The organism is Alteromonas halophila, assembly GCF_014651815.1.
Lineage (GTDB): Bacteria > Pseudomonadota > Gammaproteobacteria > Enterobacterales > Alteromonadaceae > Alteromonas > Alteromonas halophila.
In genome coordinates this window covers 145,023-164,251 of sequence record NZ_BMXP01000006.1, presented here as the reverse complement: position 1 = coordinate 164,251, position 19,229 = coordinate 145,023, and the positions used below count along the sequence as shown (strand labels likewise).

The 19,229-nt window shown below is 53.2% G+C and carries 9 protein-coding genes; 6 read left to right on the top strand and 3 right to left on the bottom strand.

All coding sequences use genetic code 11. The annotated features are described in order from the left end of the window. Positions 1–39: 39 nt before the first annotated feature. Positions 40–4,212 carry an EAL domain-containing protein gene (locus IE054_RS12660; RefSeq protein ID WP_189406903.1) on the top strand — a complete coding sequence of 1,391 codons (4,173 nt, stop codon included), beginning with the start codon at positions 40–42 and terminating at the stop codon, positions 4,210–4,212. A gap of 39 nt (positions 4,213–4,251) precedes the next feature. Here IE054_RS12660 and IE054_RS12655 read toward each other — a convergent pair whose 3' ends face one another. Together IE054_RS12655 and IE054_RS12650 are read right to left on the bottom strand one after the other, a co-directional pair. Beyond that, positions 4,252–6,507, bottom strand: a complete 2,256-nt coding sequence (locus tag IE054_RS12655; protein ID WP_189406902.1) for a xanthine dehydrogenase family protein molybdopterin-binding subunit — start codon at positions 6,505–6,507, stop codon at positions 4,252–4,254. A 2-nt stretch (positions 6,508–6,509) separates the two neighbouring features. After that, positions 6,510–6,959, bottom strand: a complete 450-nt coding sequence (locus IE054_RS12650; RefSeq protein ID WP_189406899.1) for a (2Fe-2S)-binding protein — start codon at positions 6,957–6,959, stop codon at positions 6,510–6,512. Between the two features lie 304 nt (positions 6,960–7,263). Here IE054_RS12650 and IE054_RS12645 point away from each other — a divergent pair, with 304 nt between their 5' ends. Then, entirely contained in the window at positions 7,264–8,934 is a 1,671-nt protein-coding gene (locus IE054_RS12645) for an AMP-binding protein (RefSeq protein ID WP_189406897.1), read from the top strand. Between the two features lie 70 nt (positions 8,935–9,004). Further along, entirely contained in the window at positions 9,005–9,376 is a 372-nt protein-coding gene (locus IE054_RS12640; protein ID WP_189406895.1) for a hypothetical protein, read from the top strand. A gap of 25 nt (positions 9,377–9,401) precedes the next feature. On the opposite strand, the gene IE054_RS12635 is transcribed toward IE054_RS12640, so the two are convergent. After that, a complete protein-coding gene (locus tag IE054_RS12635) occupies positions 9,402–10,058 on the bottom strand; it encodes a dUTP diphosphatase (RefSeq protein WP_189406891.1) in 657 nt (218 codons plus the stop codon). A 450-nt stretch (positions 10,059–10,508) separates the two neighbouring features. On the opposite strand from IE054_RS12635, the gene recC reads away from it, so the two are divergent. The 3 genes from recC to recD are packed head-to-tail and all read left to right on the top strand — an operon-like array spanning position 10,509 to position 19,227. Next, positions 10,509–13,793: an exodeoxyribonuclease V subunit gamma gene (gene recC / locus IE054_RS12630; protein WP_189406889.1), complete on the top strand. Its 3,285-nt coding sequence runs from the start codon at positions 10,509–10,511 to the stop codon at positions 13,791–13,793. Continuing rightward, the gene (recB, locus tag IE054_RS12625; protein WP_189406887.1) at positions 13,790–17,374 is read left to right on the top strand and encodes an exodeoxyribonuclease V subunit beta; all 3,585 of its coding nucleotides are present in this window, start codon (positions 13,790–13,792) and stop codon (positions 17,372–17,374) included. The genes recC and recB overlap by 4 nt, the downstream gene beginning before the upstream one ends. After that, positions 17,371–19,227: an exodeoxyribonuclease V subunit alpha gene (recD, locus tag IE054_RS12620; RefSeq protein WP_189406885.1), complete on the top strand. Its 1,857-nt coding sequence runs from the start codon at positions 17,371–17,373 to the stop codon at positions 19,225–19,227. Before recB ends, recD begins: the two co-directional genes overlap by 4 nt. The last annotated feature ends 2 nt before the right edge of the window (positions 19,228–19,229 follow it).

The window sequence follows — 19,229 nt, the reverse complement described above, 5'->3', positions numbered from 1 at the left end:
AAGCGCGTCAATAAAGCGGTAGTAATAACTAAAATAACAATGAATATTTTTCGATCTCTTACTGTGCTGATTTTTGTGCTGTGTGGGCATTTGGCAACCGCCGCGCCACAGCTGGCTAACCCGATATTCCAGTCTGTTTCCACACAAAACGGCTTGCCGCAGGACATCGTCAATGACATCGCCATTGATGGTGACGGGTTTGTGTGGATAGCAACAGATGGCGGGCTTGCGCGGTGGGATGGTTATCGCGTTATGGAGGTAGCCGGGCCGGATGACCTGTTTTTAAACTCCAGCATTATAAGTCTGCATGTCGTTGAGGGCGATAGCCTTTGGATCAGCACCTATGCCAATGGGATATTTCGCTATGACTTTGAGACCGCAAAAAGTCAGCAGGTAATCAGTACCCCATACTTTGATGACAAAAACTGGATCCAGTATGCCAACAGCCTTCAGCTAGGAGACGATGGCTGGATGTACGTAGCACTGTATCAACAGATCGTGAAGATCCATTCTGATTCACTTGAGCAGCAGGTGTTGTTTTCGCTACCAAAGGAGATGATAGGCAAAGCAACAGGAATACGCTATGCCATCCAGACTGGCGACTATGTGCTCGTGGCAACAACTCATGGCTTGCTGGCCGTTGATCAGACATCGCCAGGCTTTCCGTCGCAAAAGGTGGATCACTTAGTCGATATTGACGCCGATATCGACAATGTAAACGTAAAATTTCTCCTGGAAGATGTGCAGGAGCGCATTTGGATTGGCACCGTAAATGGCCTGTTTATGAGCCCCAAAGCAGCACTCCTTGACTACCTGAAAAACGGTGGCGACTCACCCATAAAACGTATTGTTGCGCAGCGCAATGTCTGGGAAATGGAACAGGTTTCCCCTGATGGTTTCTGGCTGGGTACTAACAAAGGTCTGGTTCAGCTTGAACAGGGTACGGATGGAGAGTGGCAGGATGTTCACATTCTTGAGCCAAATAATGGCAGGACCACGCTCTCCAATAAAACTATTTATGCACTGGAAGCTGATGCGCTGGGTAACCTGTGGCTTAGCAGTGTTTATGGTGGGGCGCTGTACTTTGGTGTTAAGAGTGCATTGATAGAAATGGTACAGCGCAGCAGAACTGATCGGGCTTCCAGCCTCAGTAATGAGGTGGTGTATTCGACGCACCAGAGTGATCCCGAGACACTCTGGGTAGGCACGGAAAACGGCTTAAACCGCTATAACCTGAGTGAGAAAACGACGACATCATATATCACGACTGACGATAAGCGCATTTCGGAGAATGAGGCGGTTATCGAGTATATTTTGCCGGGCCCTGCTGAAACACTGTATTTGCAAACCTATGCCGGGATCCGTCAGTTTGATATGCAAACCGGAAAGCTGCGTGTGCCACCTGTTAACGAAGGCACTAATGCCGATGTATTTACGGCATGGAACGCGGGCTCTGCGCTTGATGACAAAGGCCGGCTGTACTTTATTTCGGATGCATTCTACCGGTATGATCCACGCGATGCCTCAGTGACACCGCTTCCTCTGAGTGAAAAAGTCTTTGACCCGGCATTTTCGTCTGCATTCCTTGGCGTCTCGCCTTATCACGACAATCAGATGTTTCTGGCTATGCTTGGCGGTCTGTGGCTGTTTGATACTGAAACCATGGAACACACCCTGGTATACCGGTTTTCTGAGACGCAGCGCCGGTCACAGGCGTCTATTTCGGCCTGGGTAGTTGATAAACAGGGCACGTTATGGCTTTCTTTTCCGGGCTATGGCGTTGTCGGATTGAATGCCGATTCCTTTGAGCCGCTTTACCATCTGCATGATCAAAATCTGCTGTCGACCAATATCCTCTACAGTTTGCAGCTCGACCGTGACGGTGATCTCTGGTTTAGCTCACATAAGGGCCTGCACAGCTATTCGCCGAGCCAAAAGACGATGCGAAATTATTCGTACGGACGGGAGTTGTCAGTAACGGAGTTCAATGAGGCCTCAGAAGAAGCGCTGTCCGACGGACGACTGGCGTATGGCTCAACACAGGGGTTAATTATTTTTGAGCCAGAAGCACTAAAACGGGAAAACGATGCCAACAGTCTGGTCACGAGGGAAATGGCAATCACTGATATTTCCCTGGACAGCCGAACACTGTCGCTGCCAAAACGCAGCCTGAGCGGTGAGCATATTGCACTTCAGCATGATGACTACGGCCTGTCGATATACTTTACGCCATTGCTGACTGGTGCAAATAAGAGCCTTAGTTTTGAATACACCCTGTATCGGAATGGTCAGGTGGTCACCAAAGGTGTGACCACCAACCCCCGCATTACTTTTGGTACGCTGCAACCTGGCGATTATCGGTTTGTTGTCGCTCCTGCAGGTCAGGGGCTTCCATTCAGTATGCTGCCCGCTGAGATTACACTGAAAATGCCATATGCGCCGCTGCGCTCGCCATTAGCCTATACAGTCTATGCAACGATTTTTCTGATTGTTTTAGCCATCTACTTTTACTCGCGTCAGCAATACATTAACCGGCTCAAGCGTGCCAAAGAGCAGGTAACCCTGTTTTATGATGCGTTTCAGCATACTCGTGACTGGGTCATCATTTTTGATAAGAACAAACGTCCTGTAGCCGCTAACCCGGCATTCGAGCGTATTTTTGGTGTTAATAAAACAGAAAGTCTGGTGCGTCAGATACGACGCTTGTATGCCCGCTATCCTAAGCTCGTCAACATGCTCTCAGGGCGCTTAAGTGAGATCAGGGCAGGGGAGTTCTGGAAAGATGAGGGGGTTGTTGAGGGACGTGACGGCCGCGAATACAATGTCCTGATCGATATCACGGCGATTGGCGACAGTGACAGGATTGATCACTACCTGCTGGTAGTATCTGATATTTCCGAGCAAAAAAGTGCAGAGCAGAAACTGAGAAAAGTTGCTAATTACGACAGCCTGACAGGGCTTGTGAACCGCAGCTTACTGCTGGATCGGCTGGAGCATGCCATAGTCTCTGCACGGTCGCACAGGTCCAGGGTTGCGGTGCTGTTTGTCGATCTTGACCGGTTCAAAGGGATTAACGATACACTCGGCCATGATTTTGGTGACCGTCTGTTACGTGTAGTCGCCAACCGCATGCAGAATTTAACACCGGATACCGGCACGGTTGCCCGCCTTGGCGGTGATGAGTTTGTCATTGTGATTGAGGATGCCGGTGCGTCTGATGAATTAGGGCGATTTGCCGCGTCTCTGGTGGAGGCAGTTGAAACGCCGATTGCATTAGGAAATGAGACATTGCGTGTCTCATGCAGCATCGGCATCGCGTATTACCCCGATAACGGCAGCGAGCCGGGAGAGCTGATAAAGCACGCAGACGTTGCAATGTACGCTGCAAAAAGTGATGTGCAAAACAGCTTTACGTACTTTACCGATGATATGAATGCCAGAGCGCGTCATCGTCTGATGCTTGAAAACAAAGTTAAACAAGCGTTTGCAGAGAATGCGTTTTTCAATCACTATCAGCCCATTGTGAATACACAGACAGGCAGGACTGAGGGCGTAGAACTGCTGTTACGCTGTGAATTTAATGGCGAAGCCATTTATCCCGACAGCTTTATCCCTATTCTGGAAGAGCTTAAGCATATCGTTGCTGTTACCCGCGATGCTTTTTTGCGTGCCATCAATGATATGTGTACCTGGTATGCCGACGGCTATACCGGCTATGTGTCGATTAACCTGTCTCCGCTGCACTTCAATACAGAGTTTGATATTGATGCCCTGATCGCTCTGTTAAAAGAGTATAACCTGCCCAAACGGGCAATTCGATTTGAAATCACTGAAGGCGTACTGATGGGCGATACTGACAACGCCTATCGTCAGATTCGCCGGTTTGTCGATGCAGGCTTTGTGCTGGCACTGGATGATTTTGGCACCGGCTATTCGTCGCTGAGTTACCTCAAGCGTTATCCGTTATCAGTGCTGAAGATTGATAAGAGCTTTGTTCAGGATGTAGCGCCAGGAAACGCCAATGATGCGCTGGTGGAAACCACCATTAATCTGGCTAAAAATCTCAACATGGACAGTGTGGCTGAAGGCGTGGAGTATTCAGAGCATGTGGACTACCTGAAAAGTCGTGGCTGCTATTTGCATCAGGGTTACCATTACTCGCGTCCAGTGCCTGCAGCGCAAGTTCCGGCATTGCTGAAAAAACACTGGTAGCGCACAACACGGCGCAAATGCGCCGTGTCAGCTGTTATGTTATGCCTGTTCGCTGGGCAGGGTTAAAGGAATGGGCAGCGACCGCAGCCGCTTTCCTGTTGCAGCAAAAAGGGCATTGGCCAGCGCTGGCGCAAACGGCGGGGTAGGGGGTTCACCCACGCCTGCTGGGGGCGCTTCGCTGTCAACAATATCCACTTCAATATTGTGCGGCGCATGTTGTATGCGGGCAACCTGATAGTTGTGAAAGTTGGTTTGATTAATTGCCCCTTCACTTGCGGTAATCTCACCGATTGCACAACTCAACCCATAGATCATGCCGCCTTCGCACTGCGCGCGCACATGCTCAGGATTTACCACCGTTCCTGCATCCAGACTGATGTAAGCATTGGGAATATGCCATTCGCCACTGTCATTCACGACCACTTCTACGACGATGGCCGCGTAGCTTAAAAAGGAGCGATGCGCTGCCAGTCCCAACATCCGCTTTTGCTTCTTGCGGGCGTCCCAGTCAGCCATATCAGTGACACGGTTGATGACATTTTTCAGTCTTGCTGTGTCAATCGGGTATTTATCCAGAGGATCGCCATAATTGTCATATTCTGCCCCCTCTTTTGCCAGATCGATATGCCTTGATTCACCAATCAGAGACAGCAGGTAATCACGGCTGTCCTGACCGGCAGCGTGGGCCAGTTCGTCGGCAAAGCTATGGATAGCAAACGCATGGTAGACATTGGCAACACTGCGAAGCCAGCCGATTCTTACATGGTTTTGTGCTTCTCCACGTTCCAGCAGCATATGTTCAATATCGAATGGGTTATCAATAAAGCCTAAACGCAACTCGCCATTGCTGGGTTTGTTGGCTTTATCACTGAAGGTAGATGAAATCGTCGGAAATACAGTATTGTGCCGCCAGGCAAGGGTTTTCCCTGACTCAGACTGTACTGCCTGTATGTGCTGGGCGCTGACACTATGATAGTAACCGTGCTGAATGTCGTCTTCACGACGCCACACCACTTTAACCGGCTTACCGGTTTTTTGCGCGAGTATGGCAGCTTCGACAGAAAAGTCAGGTTTTGATTTTCGGCCAAATCCGCCGCCCAGCAAGGTCACATGTACGGTCACATTTTCTTCGGGGACCTTTAGCGCGGCGGCCACGTTCTGTCGGGTAGACTGGGGCGTTTGCGTACATGCCCAAACCTCAACGTTATCGCCGTCAATCCGTGCAGTGGCAGCGGGCGGTTCCATCGGCGCCTGTGAGAGCAATGGTGCGTAATAGGTCGCCGATATTACGTTGTCGGCTTCACGAATAACTTTTTCTGCCTGGCCGCGCGTTCGCACTGTCTCGCCGGGTTTTTCAGCTGTGGTGATAAGCGACGCTTTATAACTTTCTGAGTCATAGCTGCTGTGTTCGTTGCTTGTCCAGGTGATGTTCAGTGCCTTTGTACCCTGCATGGCTGCCCAGGTGTTGTTTGCCACAACAGCCACACCGCCGAGCGGATTAAACATTGCGGGCGCCGAGGCATCGGGCATGCGGATGACATCCACCACGCCACTCACTTTGCGGGCTGCGCTCTCATCGACCGAATCAGGTGTGGTAAACATCACGGGCGGACGCTGAATAATCGCAACAAGCATGCCATCAAGCTGTACATCCTGACCAAAGGTGGTATTACCGCTTACCACTTTGTGCATGTCTACACTCTGCGTGCCTTTGCCGATGTACTTCCAGCGCGATCGTGGTTTTAGTGTCAGTGTATCGGCATCCGGCACCGGTAATGTTGCGGCAACGCCAAGTAACTCTGCAAAGTCGACCCGGTTATTACTGACGGTATGCACAACGCCATGGTCTTTACAGATACAGTCATCGACGCTGACATTCCAGCCTCGTGCAGCGGCTTGCTTTAGCATCAGCGCAGCCGTGGCACCCGCTTCACGTAAGCGGTCGAAATTACGCCGGACACTGCGCGACCCGTCTGTATTCTGGCTGCCATATTTTGGGTCGCCTTTGGCCTGTGTCACACTGACACGGGACCAGTCAGCATCCAGTTCGTCGGCAACGATTTGCGCGATGGCTGTACGGATTTGCTGCCCCATTTCGGAGCGATGGCAGGTGACTATTAACGTCCCGTCGCTATCAAACTCAACAAACACATTGGGTGACAACCCGGCTGGGCTCGAATTATCTGCTGCGACCAGAGCGGGAAAGCCAAGCAGAGAAACACTGAGTCCAAATCCGGCTGATACGGAGGATTTTTTCAGGAAGTCGCGGCGTGCGCTGTTAATCGACTGCTTCATGGCTACTCTCCCTTTGCTGCCGACTTGATTGCATTTCGAATACGCGGGTAGGTGCCACACCGACATATATTCCCCGACATGTGATTATCGATTTCCTCATCCGTGGGGGCGGCGTTTTTTGCCAGTAATGATGCCGCCTGCATTATCTGACCACTCTGACAGTAACCACACTGAGGCACATTGTGCTCGGCCCACGCCACTTGCAACGGATGTTCGTGCTGAGTATCCAGCCCTTCGATGGTCGTTACCGATTTGCCCTCAGTGGCTGATATGGGTAGCTGACAGGCGCGCATGGGCTCGCCGTCGACATGAACGGTACAGGCGCCACACAGCGCCATGCCGCATCCGTATTTAGTACCGGTCAATTGTAGCTCGTCACGTAAAAACCACAGCAACGGCATTGCTGTATCGCCGCTGAACTCGTGGGTTTTGCCATTAATTTTTAGTTTCATTGGTTGCTGCCTGTTTGTGCTGTTGTCACCCTGTTTATCACACCATGTACCCTCTGCTGTGCGCAAGTATCTTCCTAGGTATAAGCCCAATTGGAAGATTTTACCAGCATAACAAGCGCAGCTATCAGGTTTAATGAGCCATACTTATAAGCAAAATGAATAGCGGCTCACACCGCAACACGCGGCGACTTTAAGGTGTTGTCCGGTATTTACATAACTGCCAAGTTGACAAGCTTCTTCGAGTTATTATAAGACTGTGAATTACTTGTAAATATACGCTACAGTAATCAAACACGAGACCAATATGCCGCGAGACATGAGCCAAGCTAATCAAGACATTCAATCCCCGCTTTCAATGCTGTACAAGTGGGAACAGTCACGTCCGGATGATGTATACCTGACTCAGCCCATCGATGGTGAATATCGCCCGTTTACCTGGGCTGACGTTGGTCGGCAGGCGCGGCAGGTCGCGGCCCGTCTTAAGTCAATGGATCTGGAAGCGGGCAGCCGCATCGGTATTCTCTCCAAAAACTGTGCAGAGTGGTTTATTACAGATTTAGGGATCATGATGGCAGGGCATGTCAGCGTCCCTATTTTTGCAACGGCCGGTGCCGATACGATCCAGTATGTCCTGCAGCATGCAGACGTTAAGGTTCTGTTTATTGGTAAGCTCGACAACACCAAAGAGCAGGTCGAGGCGGTCCCAGATCACTATCACACGGTTGCATTTCCCTATCCGGGCATTGAAACGACGCAGCAGTGGCAACAATTCATCGACTGTGAGCCTCTGGCCGACTCGCCTGTACCGTCGATGGACGGGACAATGACCATCATTTATACCTCAGGCAGTACCGGCAAGCCAAAAGGCGTGGTGCACACCTATTATTCAATTTGCTGGGCAGCGCAACGCTCTCTCAATCAGCTTAAAGTCGACGCCAGTGACCGGGTTCTGAGCTATCTGCCTCTGGCGCATATCACTGAACGAGTGCTGGTTGAGCTGGCAAGCTTTTATGGCGGTGGTCAAATCTATTTTGTGGAATCGCTGGACACCTTTCAGCGGGATGTTAAAGCCTGTCAGCCGACGCTGTTTATTTCGGTGCCGCGACTGTGGACCAAGTTCCAGATGGGCATACTGGCCAAAATGCCGCAGAAAAAGCTCGATACGCTGCTTAAAATTCCGATTGTCCGGGGACTTGTCAGCAAAAAGATCCGTGAAGGGCTGGGGCTCAATAATGCCCGGCTTTGGGCCAGTGGCTCAGCGCCGCTGGCGCCTGCTGTCATTGAATGGTTCCACCGCATTGGCATCAATATCTCTGAAGGCTGGGGAATGACCGAAAACTCCGCTTACGGCACCGCAAGTGTGCCGTTCCGTGAAGATAAAATTGGCTACATTGGTAAAGCCTATGATGGTGTAGACATACGCACTTCTGAGGAAGGCGAAATTCAGGTAAAAGCGCCGTGTAATATGAAGGAGTATTATCTGGAGCCGGAGAAAACACAAGAAGTGTTTACCGATGACGGCTACTTACGCACGGGTGATAAGGGCGAAAAGGACAGTGAAGGCTACATTAAAATCACGGGCCGTTTGAAGGACATCTTTAAAACGGCCAAAGGCAAATACGTGGCCCCCGCTCCCATTGAGGCTAAGTTCATGGAAAATCCCATGGTTGAGCAGGTTTGTGTGACCGGTAATAACCTCCCGCAGCCTATCGCACTGCTGGTCCTTAGCGAGGACGCTGCAAAGCAGGACAAGCAATCGGTTGAAAAGAGCCTGCTTCGCACGTACGAGACTATCAATGCCCGCCTGGAAAGTCATCAGGTGCTCGACAGGGTAATTATTATGGATAGCGAGTGGAGCATTGAAAATGATTTATTAACGCCTACGCTTAAAGTGAAGCGGCATATACTTGAAGAGCGGTTCAATGACGTGATTCAGGGATCTTATTCTGACCGTATCGTGTGGGTAAACGCGTAACAGTGACGAGGCGGGAACCTGTTAAGGCTGTGCCGACAACCTGTTCAGGTAAACAAGAAAGGAGGCAGTAATGCGACGATGGTACACCGTAAGCGTACTGGCGGCCGGGGCGCTGATGTATGCAAACTGCGCGAACGCTGATGACGCATTTGATGAGGCTGCGCAGGGGCTGTGTCAGCATCTAAAAGAATGTACGCTGGCATCAATGGAGGCTGAAAACACCGATGCCAATATGCAGCAAATGATTGAAGGCATGGTAAAAGGCATGTGCAAAAAAATGACCCGTCAATTTGAGGTTGACGGGTACGAGGACATCAGAGACAGTGCCGCAGCCTGCATGCGGTCGATGACTGAGCAGGGTTGCGACGCACTGGACTCCAGCGCATCAACCCCCGCTTGTCGCGAGTACGAAGAAATGGCGAGTAAATACGACAACCCGTGACTGATCCCGGGTACGCTATCGGTATTTACTGTGTGGGATAGCGTGCTTTTAACCCGGCATAAACGGCATCACTGTAATTTGCATCGTCGCTGCTGAGACTTTCAAGCACCTCAACCAGGTGCTCGTTGTCTTCACGACCCTGCCAGACTTTCAGGTAGCTGCCTGACTTATAGCCGTGGTCCTGCCTGAAGAAATTAAGTACATTTTTACCGACGTACTGACGAAATAATTCGTCAGTGCTCATCTCACACTGTTCAACAATCAGCATGAATAACGGCACGCTAAAGCGCTTGGCCGCACAAAGTCCTGCCATCAGTTCGAGGTTATCAAGCAGCGTTTGTTTGCCGGGATAGTAATCTACCCCGTCAAAGACCACGTGCGTCTGTGACTGGGCAAGTTGCGCAGCTATTGCACTGGCGGCGGCAGACACATCGCCCTTGTAATCGATAATGCTGGCCGACAATGCAAAGTGCCATATATCCACCAGTTCCATCTGTAACTGGGCCAGATCTTTATTCTGCGCTTTCCACCATTTCCAGCCATGATGTTCTATCGCTTCGACTGACTCAACCATGGCGGCGCGTAAAAAGCCATAGCCTGCTGTCAGCCAGCTTTCATTGACTTTGCTGTTCATTTTGTTCTGGAGAGCCAGCATGGTCGCCAGCTGTTGTTGGTTCAGCATCAGAATTCCTAACGTTGTACAGAGCGGTTGATAACCGCTAAGTGTACCGGAATGGCGAAAAGCGGGAAAGGTATGCGGCGCACGGCTAGCGGTCAATGTTGTGTGCGTGCGGGCGCGCCACGCAATGGTGCAACTGCACCAACGTTGCCACGGATGACTGCTCGCTGGCTTATCCCAATAACTCTATCTGTATGAATTTAAAAGACTTTAAATGTTGGCACTGAAGCTGCTATCCAGACTGTGTTAACTGCACGAATCGCTAGCGCTAACACAGTCCGGTGCCAGGCAACGCCAGGCTGATGTTGTTAACGACTCGTACTTAACTTTACCCATACAGATTTTTCGTGTCCTGAGGTTCTGTATGGGTTTTTTTCTTCTGCTTACTTTGCACCTCAGCGTCAAAATCCCTTACCATAACTTATCACGTTATATGTATAGGGAAATTCCAGCTTGCTTGCACTGTATCCGTCCAACAAGCTCGAGCACCTGAGCTTCTTACTTTGTGCATTGCTCAGGCAGCAGCCTGCCCCCGTCTTCCATGCTGATACGATACTGGTCGAAAGTCCGGGGATGCAGCACTGGCTGAGTATGGCACTGGCCCAGGAGCAGGGCATTGCTATGAATCTTGCCTTTCCACTGCCCGTGCGGTTTATGTGGAATACGGCACGGTTGATCCTGGGGGATGACGCCATTCCCGCCCAGTCACCTTATCGCCGCGAGGTGCTGGTATGGCGAATCGATGCCTTGCTGCAAGCCCCGTCGTTTATTGACTCAGAGACGGCTAAACCGCTGCGTGCCTACGTGTCGGTCCGTGGCACTGAGTCGGAACAGTCCGTACAGCGCCTGCAACTGGCCACGGCTCTGGCCGATGTGTTCGAGCAATATCTGTTGTATCGCCCTGACTGGCTGGCCGGCTGGGAAAAAGGAAACGATCAACAAACCGGGTTTGATATGGAGCGCTGGCAGGCACAGTTGTGGCGAGAGCTGGTGAAGCAGGTCCCTGATCATCCCGCGTCACTGCACCAGCGAGCTGTTACCGCCCTGCAGCAGGGGGAAGGGCTGCATAACCTGCCTGATCGCATTATTGTTTTTGCAATTAACACCATGGCGCCACAACTGATCAGCTTCATCGATGCGCTGTCGGTGCATACCGACGTGCACGTGTTTCACTTAAACCCCAGTGTCAATTACTGGGGAGATGCGCAAAGTGATAAGGCGCAGGCACGTGCCCTGCGACAGCAGGGTATAGATGCCTGGCTTGAAGACGAACAGGGAAATCCGTTTCTGGGGAATCTGGGTCAGCAAGGCCGGGATTTCTTCAATCTTCTGACGACCCTTGATACCTTTGAGATCAGTGCCTTTGATGTTGCTGAACCCATGCAGGCGACACCACCTTCATCGTTGTTGCAGGCTGTACAGGCAGACATTCTTGACGCCACGCCACCCCGTGCCTATTCGCCTAGCGCCAGCGACAACAGTATTGAAATTGTCAGTAGCCATAACGGACTAAGAGAAGTCCAGGTGCTGCATGACAATTTGCTGGCATGGCTCAGTGAAGACAGCCGTCGCCGGCCGTCTGACATTGTGGTGATGTGCCCGGCCATTGAGAAATATGCACCGCTCATTGATGCGGTGTTTCACCGGGTTGGCACAGCATCGCCTGGCAGTACACAGCCACCACGGATCCCCTGTTCGATTGCCGACAGAAGTCCACTTGATGCGCAGCCACTGGTGGCGGCCTTTATCAGCCTGTTGTCATTACCGGACAGTCGCTTCGGGGTGGTGGAGATCCTTGATTACCTGCGCCTTGATGCAATGCAGCGTCGTTTCTCGCTGTCCCACGAAGATGTCGAACTGATGAGTTTCTGGCTGGAACAGGCGCATGTTCACTGGGGACTTAGTGGTGATCATAAACGTGCAATGACAGATGACGCGACCGATCGTCAGGAGTTCAGCTGGTGGTGGGGCCTGCGGCGACTATTAATAGGTATGGTATGTCGTGACGAAGCGGTGATCCACAATGACATTCTGACTGTGCCGGATGTTGAAGGTCAGCATGGGGTGGTGCTGGGTAAACTTATCTGGGTCATTGATACGCTCAGTCAGCATACGCAGGCGTTGTCGGCGCCGCGCACGGCGGCGCAGTGGCATACCTATCTGACGACTTTAAAAGAAAGCTGCTTTGCGCCCGATTCGGAGCAACAGGATGTGTGGGAGAGCCTGGGCCGGGCAACGGCGCAGCTGCAGGAACATTGTTCAGAAGCAGGCTATGAGGCACAACTGACACTGGCGCAGGTACGGGATATTCTGGTGCGTCAGTTTTCCTCCCCTGATGCCGGTAACCATTTTATGACCGGTCAGGTGACGTTCTGTTCCATGCTCCCTATGCGTAGTATTCCTTTCGGTAAGGTGTGTATTCTGGGGCTAAACGACGGAGAGTTTCCCCGTCAGTCGGTGCCCATGAGTATCGATTTAATGGGGCAGGGTGTACATCGTCGTGGCGATCGATCGCGGCGACTCGAAGATCGCTACCTGTTTCTGGAAGCCCTGATTTCGGCCAGGGAAAACCTGTATCTGAGTTATCAGGGTAATAGTGACAAAGATAACAGTGAGCGCCAGCCGTCACTGGTACTGCGGGAGTTCATGCAGACTCTGACCGGGCAGTATGGTGTGCCCCTGAATTCACTGCACTGTACAGCGGCGCTGCACCCCTTCAGTCAGGCTGGTTTTACAGCCCCGTCAAACAGTTATGAGGCAGGCTGGTTCCGGTTATCTCAGGCTATTTCAGAGCAACGTTCCGTGCAGCAACAACCGGCATTGCCGGTGCTTGATTCAGTCAATGACGATACCCTCACCGCCGAACAGCTGGCGCGCTGGCTGGAGCATCCGCTTAAAGCATTTTCTACCCGCACACTGGGCGTGTATTTGGAGCAGACAGAAACAACCCTGGATAATAACGAGCCCTTTACTGAATCTGCACTTACCCGTTACCAGCTGATGTCAGCCCTGTCCGCTCCAGATGTCAGTGAACATGAGCGCGATACTCTGTTACAGCAGGCCAGGCTAAGCGGTGAGCTGCCACTCACACCACTGACAGAGCCGTTGCTGGAAGACTGGCAGGCGGCGGCGGGCGACCTGAAAAGCGCCATGGGTGTGCATGATGCAGAACCGCAGACGTTTGAGTGGCAGGGGCAGCAATTGCGTTTTAGTGCGCAGGTCTTCGAAGGTAGCCACGCCTGGGTATTAAGCCATGTGGGCAGCCAGAACGCGCGGCGTCAGGTCACGCAGTTTGTTACGGCGCTGTGTCTGGCAGTGAACGATGATGCGCGGCCTCTGCATTGCTTCTATCCGCGCTGGCAGCAGGGTAAACATCAGATAAGACAAGCCGCCTGGCATCCGTTCAGTCACGACCAGGCACAACAAATATTACTGGCACTGGAAGATCTGGCGCTAACCTGCCTGCGCTCGCCCACGCCAGCGTTCGCCTCTCTCGCTGTAAAGCTGACTAAAGCAGCGGGTGATATGTCGCTGAGTGAGGCAGCGGACACGATGGCAATGGAAAACGCGTTCTCGGACTGGTTGCTGGCCAGTTCGCCGCTGTCATCTGCCATGGATAACGACACCTATTTACGCTGGTTCTTTCCGCAGGGCCTGACCCTGAACGACGTGCCGCTGGCAAAACTGGACGGTGCATTGCGTCCATTAGCCTTTGCCGTTAAGGATAAAAAAGTATGACGCAGACTTCACACCTCAATGTTGCCGAACTGCCGCTGTGGGGGCGCCACCTTATTGAGGCCAGCGCCGGCACCGGAAAAACCTTCAACATTACGCGTCTCTATCTGCGGCTGATGCTGGAAAAGTCACTCAGCGTGCAGCAAATTCTGGTAATGACCTTCACCAAGGCGGCCACCGAAGAGATACGCGGCCGTCTGGCCGTCACCCTGAGTGACGCAGTGGCCTACTGGGAGACGCGGCTGGATGGTGGCACACCCGAAGAGCAGGATCCGGTTTACAGTGCGCTCTATGCCTCTGGCGATCCGGCACGTTCACTGACCATGCTTAAAGCCGCACAACTGGAAATGGATGAAGCGGCTGTTTTTACTATTCACGGGTTTTGTCAGCATGTGCTGAACCTGTTGTCCTTTGAGTCCGGCGCGGCCATGCAGTTAACCCTTGAAACCGATACGGCAGAACTCTACCGGCAGGCCGCACAGGACTGGATCCGCGCGGTGTCGCATGACGATAATGCCTATGCGCTGTTAGCGGCGCAGGGCTGGCATGTGCCCTCGCAACTGCTGGATACTTTTGGTCATGCTATGCGCGGCCATCTCACGCCGCAGGTGCCGGACCCCGCTACCATTGAACAGGATGCCAGCAGACAGCAGGACAGCCTGTCGGCGCAGTTTGCTGAGCGTTTTCACAACCTGCGCACCGCATTACTGGATAACGAAGCGACGATCCTGACAACGCTGGTGACAAACCATAAAGACCAGGCGGTGCGCAGTGAAGAATGGGCAATCCTCATCAACTATTTGTCAGAGGCGGTCGCTATCACGCCTCCACCAGCAGCAAAGCAGTTTATAAATGGTAACCGTTACCGCGGCAAGGATGAAATTAAAGCCCTGTTTGCCCCGCTTAAAGAACTTTTTGAAGATGTCAGCAAGGCACACGGAAAAATACTCAAGGCCCGCGATGAAGCTCTGGAACAGGGCCCGGCGATGACTCTGATTGCCGATGCATTCAGTTACATACGCGCGCACGTGCAGCGCCACAAAACGCAGCGAAACCTGATTGACTTTGATGATCTTATCCGCCAGCTAGCAGAGCAGGCCACGAACGCCGACTCGGTTGTCGCAGAGACCTTGCGGCAGCGTTTCCCTGCGGCGCTGATTGATGAATTTCAGGACACCGATGCTGCGCAATATGCCATTGTCGATGCTGTTTACCCAAAAGGCGAAGGCCGCGAAGTGCTGATGATGATTGGCGACCCTAAACAGGCGATTTACGGGTTCAGGGGCGGCGATATCTTTACCTACTTAAAAGCAGGGCGGGAGGCGGATCATCGCTGGGTTATGGACACCAACTGGCGGTCAGTGGCCGATATGGTATCTGCCTATAACCGGCTCTTTCACGGCGCCCCGGTCTCAGAGCCTGCCGCCGATGTGTTTGGCTATGGGATTGATTATCAGCAGGTCAAAGCCACGTCCGGGGCGAAGGCCGCGGCCACACCGCTTAGCGATAGCGATAATGACCGTGCAGCCATGACCTACCTGCAGCTTATTCCGGAAGATGACATAACCAAAGCGCAGATGCAGCAAATGCTCAGTTGCTGGGTGGGTCAGGAAATACATCGGTTGTTTCAGGACGCGAAACTTGGCGAGCGTGCAGTGTTGCCCAGTGATATCGCCATTCTGGTGCGCAGTGCCACCGAGGCCGGGATCATGCAGCGGGCACTGCAGGATGTCGGATTGGGGGCCGTGTTTTTAAGTAATAAGCGCAGTTTGTTTGGCTCGATGCAGGCCGAGGACTGCTTCCGGGTGCTGGACGGGATCTGGCATGCAGATTCTGCATCTACACTTAACGCCTGTCTGGCAAGTCCGCTGCTGGGCTTTACGCACCAGCAGGTTGTGGACCTGCTGCACCAGGATGACGATATTCTGTGGGATGAGCTGATGGAGCTTGTCGCCCTGCTTCGACAGATGTGGCTGCAGCGTGGCTGTATGAGTGTCATTTTGTATCTGATGCAGCATCGTTATCAGCCGGGCAGCAAGGACGTGGAGCGCGAACTGACCAACTATCTGCACCTGGCAGAGGTGTTAGGGCGTGAGGCAGCGGCACATGCACGCCCGGATCAGCTGCTGCTGTGGCTGCATCGTCAGCTCGCTGAACCCCAGCAGGCGGATGAGTTAATTCAGCGCCTGGAAAGTGATGACACATTGATTCAGATAGTCACACAACATGGCTCCAAAGGGCTTGAATATCCGATTGTGTTTATTCCTTTTGGAAATGACTACCGGGATCCTGCCAAGGCAGGTAACAAAGCCGCGCAACAGTTTCAGTATTTTGATCACGATAAAGGCGAACTAGTCCTTCAGCTTGGCCGCAGCTTCGATGCAGTATCCCGGGTTCAGGCAGAGGGAGATGCAGAGGCAATGCGCCTGTTGTATGTCGCGGTAACACGTGCTGCGCACCGCTGCTATATCGGTATGGCGCCCTTTTCTGAACACCAGCGCAGCCCGCTGGCACGCGCCCTTGGCTACACGGGTTCAGGCGCAGACGACATGCAGGATGCGGTAGCAAACATGGTTGCTGAAGGGCATCACCATTCTGCGCAAATCACATTCAGCGCCAGTGACGCCACTGTGCGTGGTCGCATTACCCCGCATCAGACACAGCAGCCTGCGTTGTCAACATTTGGCGGCTCAGTGGATGATGCCTGGCGCCTGTATTCCTTCTCAATGCTGGCACGCCAGCAAACCGGCGGTAAACAAACTGTACGTGATGCCGAGGCGCTGGATGCGCCATTGCTGGTGCCATCGGCAACCGATCATGATTCAACGCCCGCGTTTCGGTTTACCTTTGAAAAAGGCGCACGGGCCGGGAACCTGTTGCATGATATTCTGGAGCTGGCAGATTTTCAGCAGCCTGACTGGCAGACTGCAATGGCGGGCCCTGCAACCCGCTTCGGGCTGTCAGATGAAGCGTTTGCACCGCTTAATCAGTGGCTGGACGATGTACTTGCCGCGCCGCTGACCTCGACTGGCAGCCTGACGCTTAAGTCACTGCCGGAACAGGCTACGCTGCGAGAAGCCGAATTTTATTTTCCGGTTGAAGGGCTCTCACAGCGCCGTCTGCATGCGCTGCTGGCCAGTCACCGTAGTAGCCTGGCTTCACTGTGTGACCCCGTGCCGGTGACGGACGTCGGGCAACGCGCGCTGGAAGGCATGATGCATGGCTTTATCGATCTTATTTTTGAGTCCGAAGGGCGGTATTACGTCGCCGATTATAAGTCAACCTGGCTGGGCGATACCTATGCTGACTATTTGCCAGCGTCATTGTGTCAGAATAATCAGCAACACCTTTACGACTTGCAGTACCTGATTTATTCCCTGGCGCTGCACCGCTACCTGCAGCAAACATTGCCAGAGTATGACCCTGAACATCATTTTGGCGGGGTTTACTACCTGTATCTGCGTGGCATGGCCGCGTCAAACGATAACCTGGAAGGCGTGTTCTATACATCTATTTCAGCGGACATGTTGGCGACGCTGGATGGGCTTTTTGCCAGCACAGAACAGCAGGAGGCCACGACATGAACGGTAATCTGTCGCTACGTCCGGGGACCGAAGCCATTGATGGGTATTTTGCTAACGCCTTCAGGGTGGATAGCCTGAGCGAGAATGAGGCAACAATCTGGAAGCAGGTGCTGATGTCGTTGTCACTGTTTGTTCGTCAGGGGCATACTTGTCTGGATCTTGCGATGATCGCGAATCGCAGGCCAGTGTGGGAGGACAACGACGACTGGCGTTTTCCCGATGTGTCTGCGTTAACCGAACTGACCGAGAAAGCGCTGGGCGACATGCGTACGAGCGAGGCTCTGGTGTTTGAACAGGGCCTGCTGTATATGCAGCGTTACTATACCTTTGAGCAGGATGTAGTGAGTGCGGTCCGCGCCCGAAGCCATGCTCAGCCTCTCAGTGAGCAGGCGCTGGCGCGCTGTCAGTCGGTATGGCCAGCACTGTTTGACTGTACACCGCACACCGTGCAGGACTGGCAGCAGGTAGCAGTGGCTGGCAGTCTTAGCCAGCCATTCTGTATTATCAACGGCGGACCGGGAACCGGTAAAACCTATACGGTGACCCGGCTTATGCTGGCCTTGCAGGCGATGAGTGAGACGCCGCTGACCATTCAGCTGGCGGCACCGACCGGCAAAGCCGCGCAGCGCCTCAAAGAGTCGGTGGCAAATACGCTGGCGGGCATGGAAGATACGCGACTGGGGCAGCTTAAAACACATGTGCCTGATGAAGCTGCCACGCTGCACCGCCTGCTGGGGGTAAACCAGTATGGTGTGCAAACCCGCTATCATGAAGAGAATACGCTGGCGCTGGACGTACTGATTGTGGATGAAGCATCCATGATCGACCTGGCAATGATGGCGAGGCTGTTAAGAGCGCTGCCTGAGCATGCCCGGCTGTACCTGGTCGGCGATGCGGATCAGTTGCCCGCAGTGGAATCCGGTAATGTGCTTGACGCGCTTATCCACGCAGCGTCACAGACACACAATGACACGGCCGGGGTGCACCCTGACAGTCGTGCAGGCATTGCCCGGTTGTGCCCGCATTTACCCCTGCTTGCCACCGATCCTAAGGCTGTGAAGTGGGTACACAGTCTGCATGTGAGTCAGCGCTTTGGCGGTAAACTGGCCGCAACCGCGCGCGCCGTACAGGCTGGTGAAGCTGATGATGCCTGGCAACAAATGGCACAGCTGGATACGCCGCCTGAGGTATTTCCTGAGCAGGCGGTTAGCGTGGCACCGCTCACGGCATTAACGACACTCACTGCACTGGCCAGAGACAGTCTCAGTCCGGTTTTTTCAGCGCAGTCACCGCAGCAGGCGCTGGCCGCGATTAATCACTGTCGCTGGCTGACCCCGGTCAGGCGGGGGCCCTATGGCGTAGGGCAACTCAATGCGCTGCTGGAGTCGGTGGTTAGCAACAGGGCGTCACACCGTGTTGGGCCGCATTATCAGGGCAGGGCGGTGATGGTGACGCGAAACCATTACGCGCAAAACCTGTTTAATGGCGATGTAGGGGTAATCTGGCCGGACGGTCGCGGGCAGTTGAAAGCCTGGTTTGAGCGGGCAGAGGGGGGACTTCGCGCTTTCAACCTGTCCCGCCTGCCGGATGTAGACACCGCGTTTGCCATGACCATTCATAAGTCACAGGGATCTGAGTTTGCGCGGGTAATCATGGTGCTGGCAACGACTGACTCAGAACAGGCCGCAGCGCTCTATCACCGTGGACTATTGTATACGGGGCTGACCCGGGCCAAAGAGCAGTGTCTGATCCTGGCGCATCAGGCCGCATTTGTGAAAATGGTGACCAGCCAGGATGCGCGCTTTTCAGGGCTCAGACAGCGAATTCATGGCAGCGAAGTGTCAGCGCCGTAGCG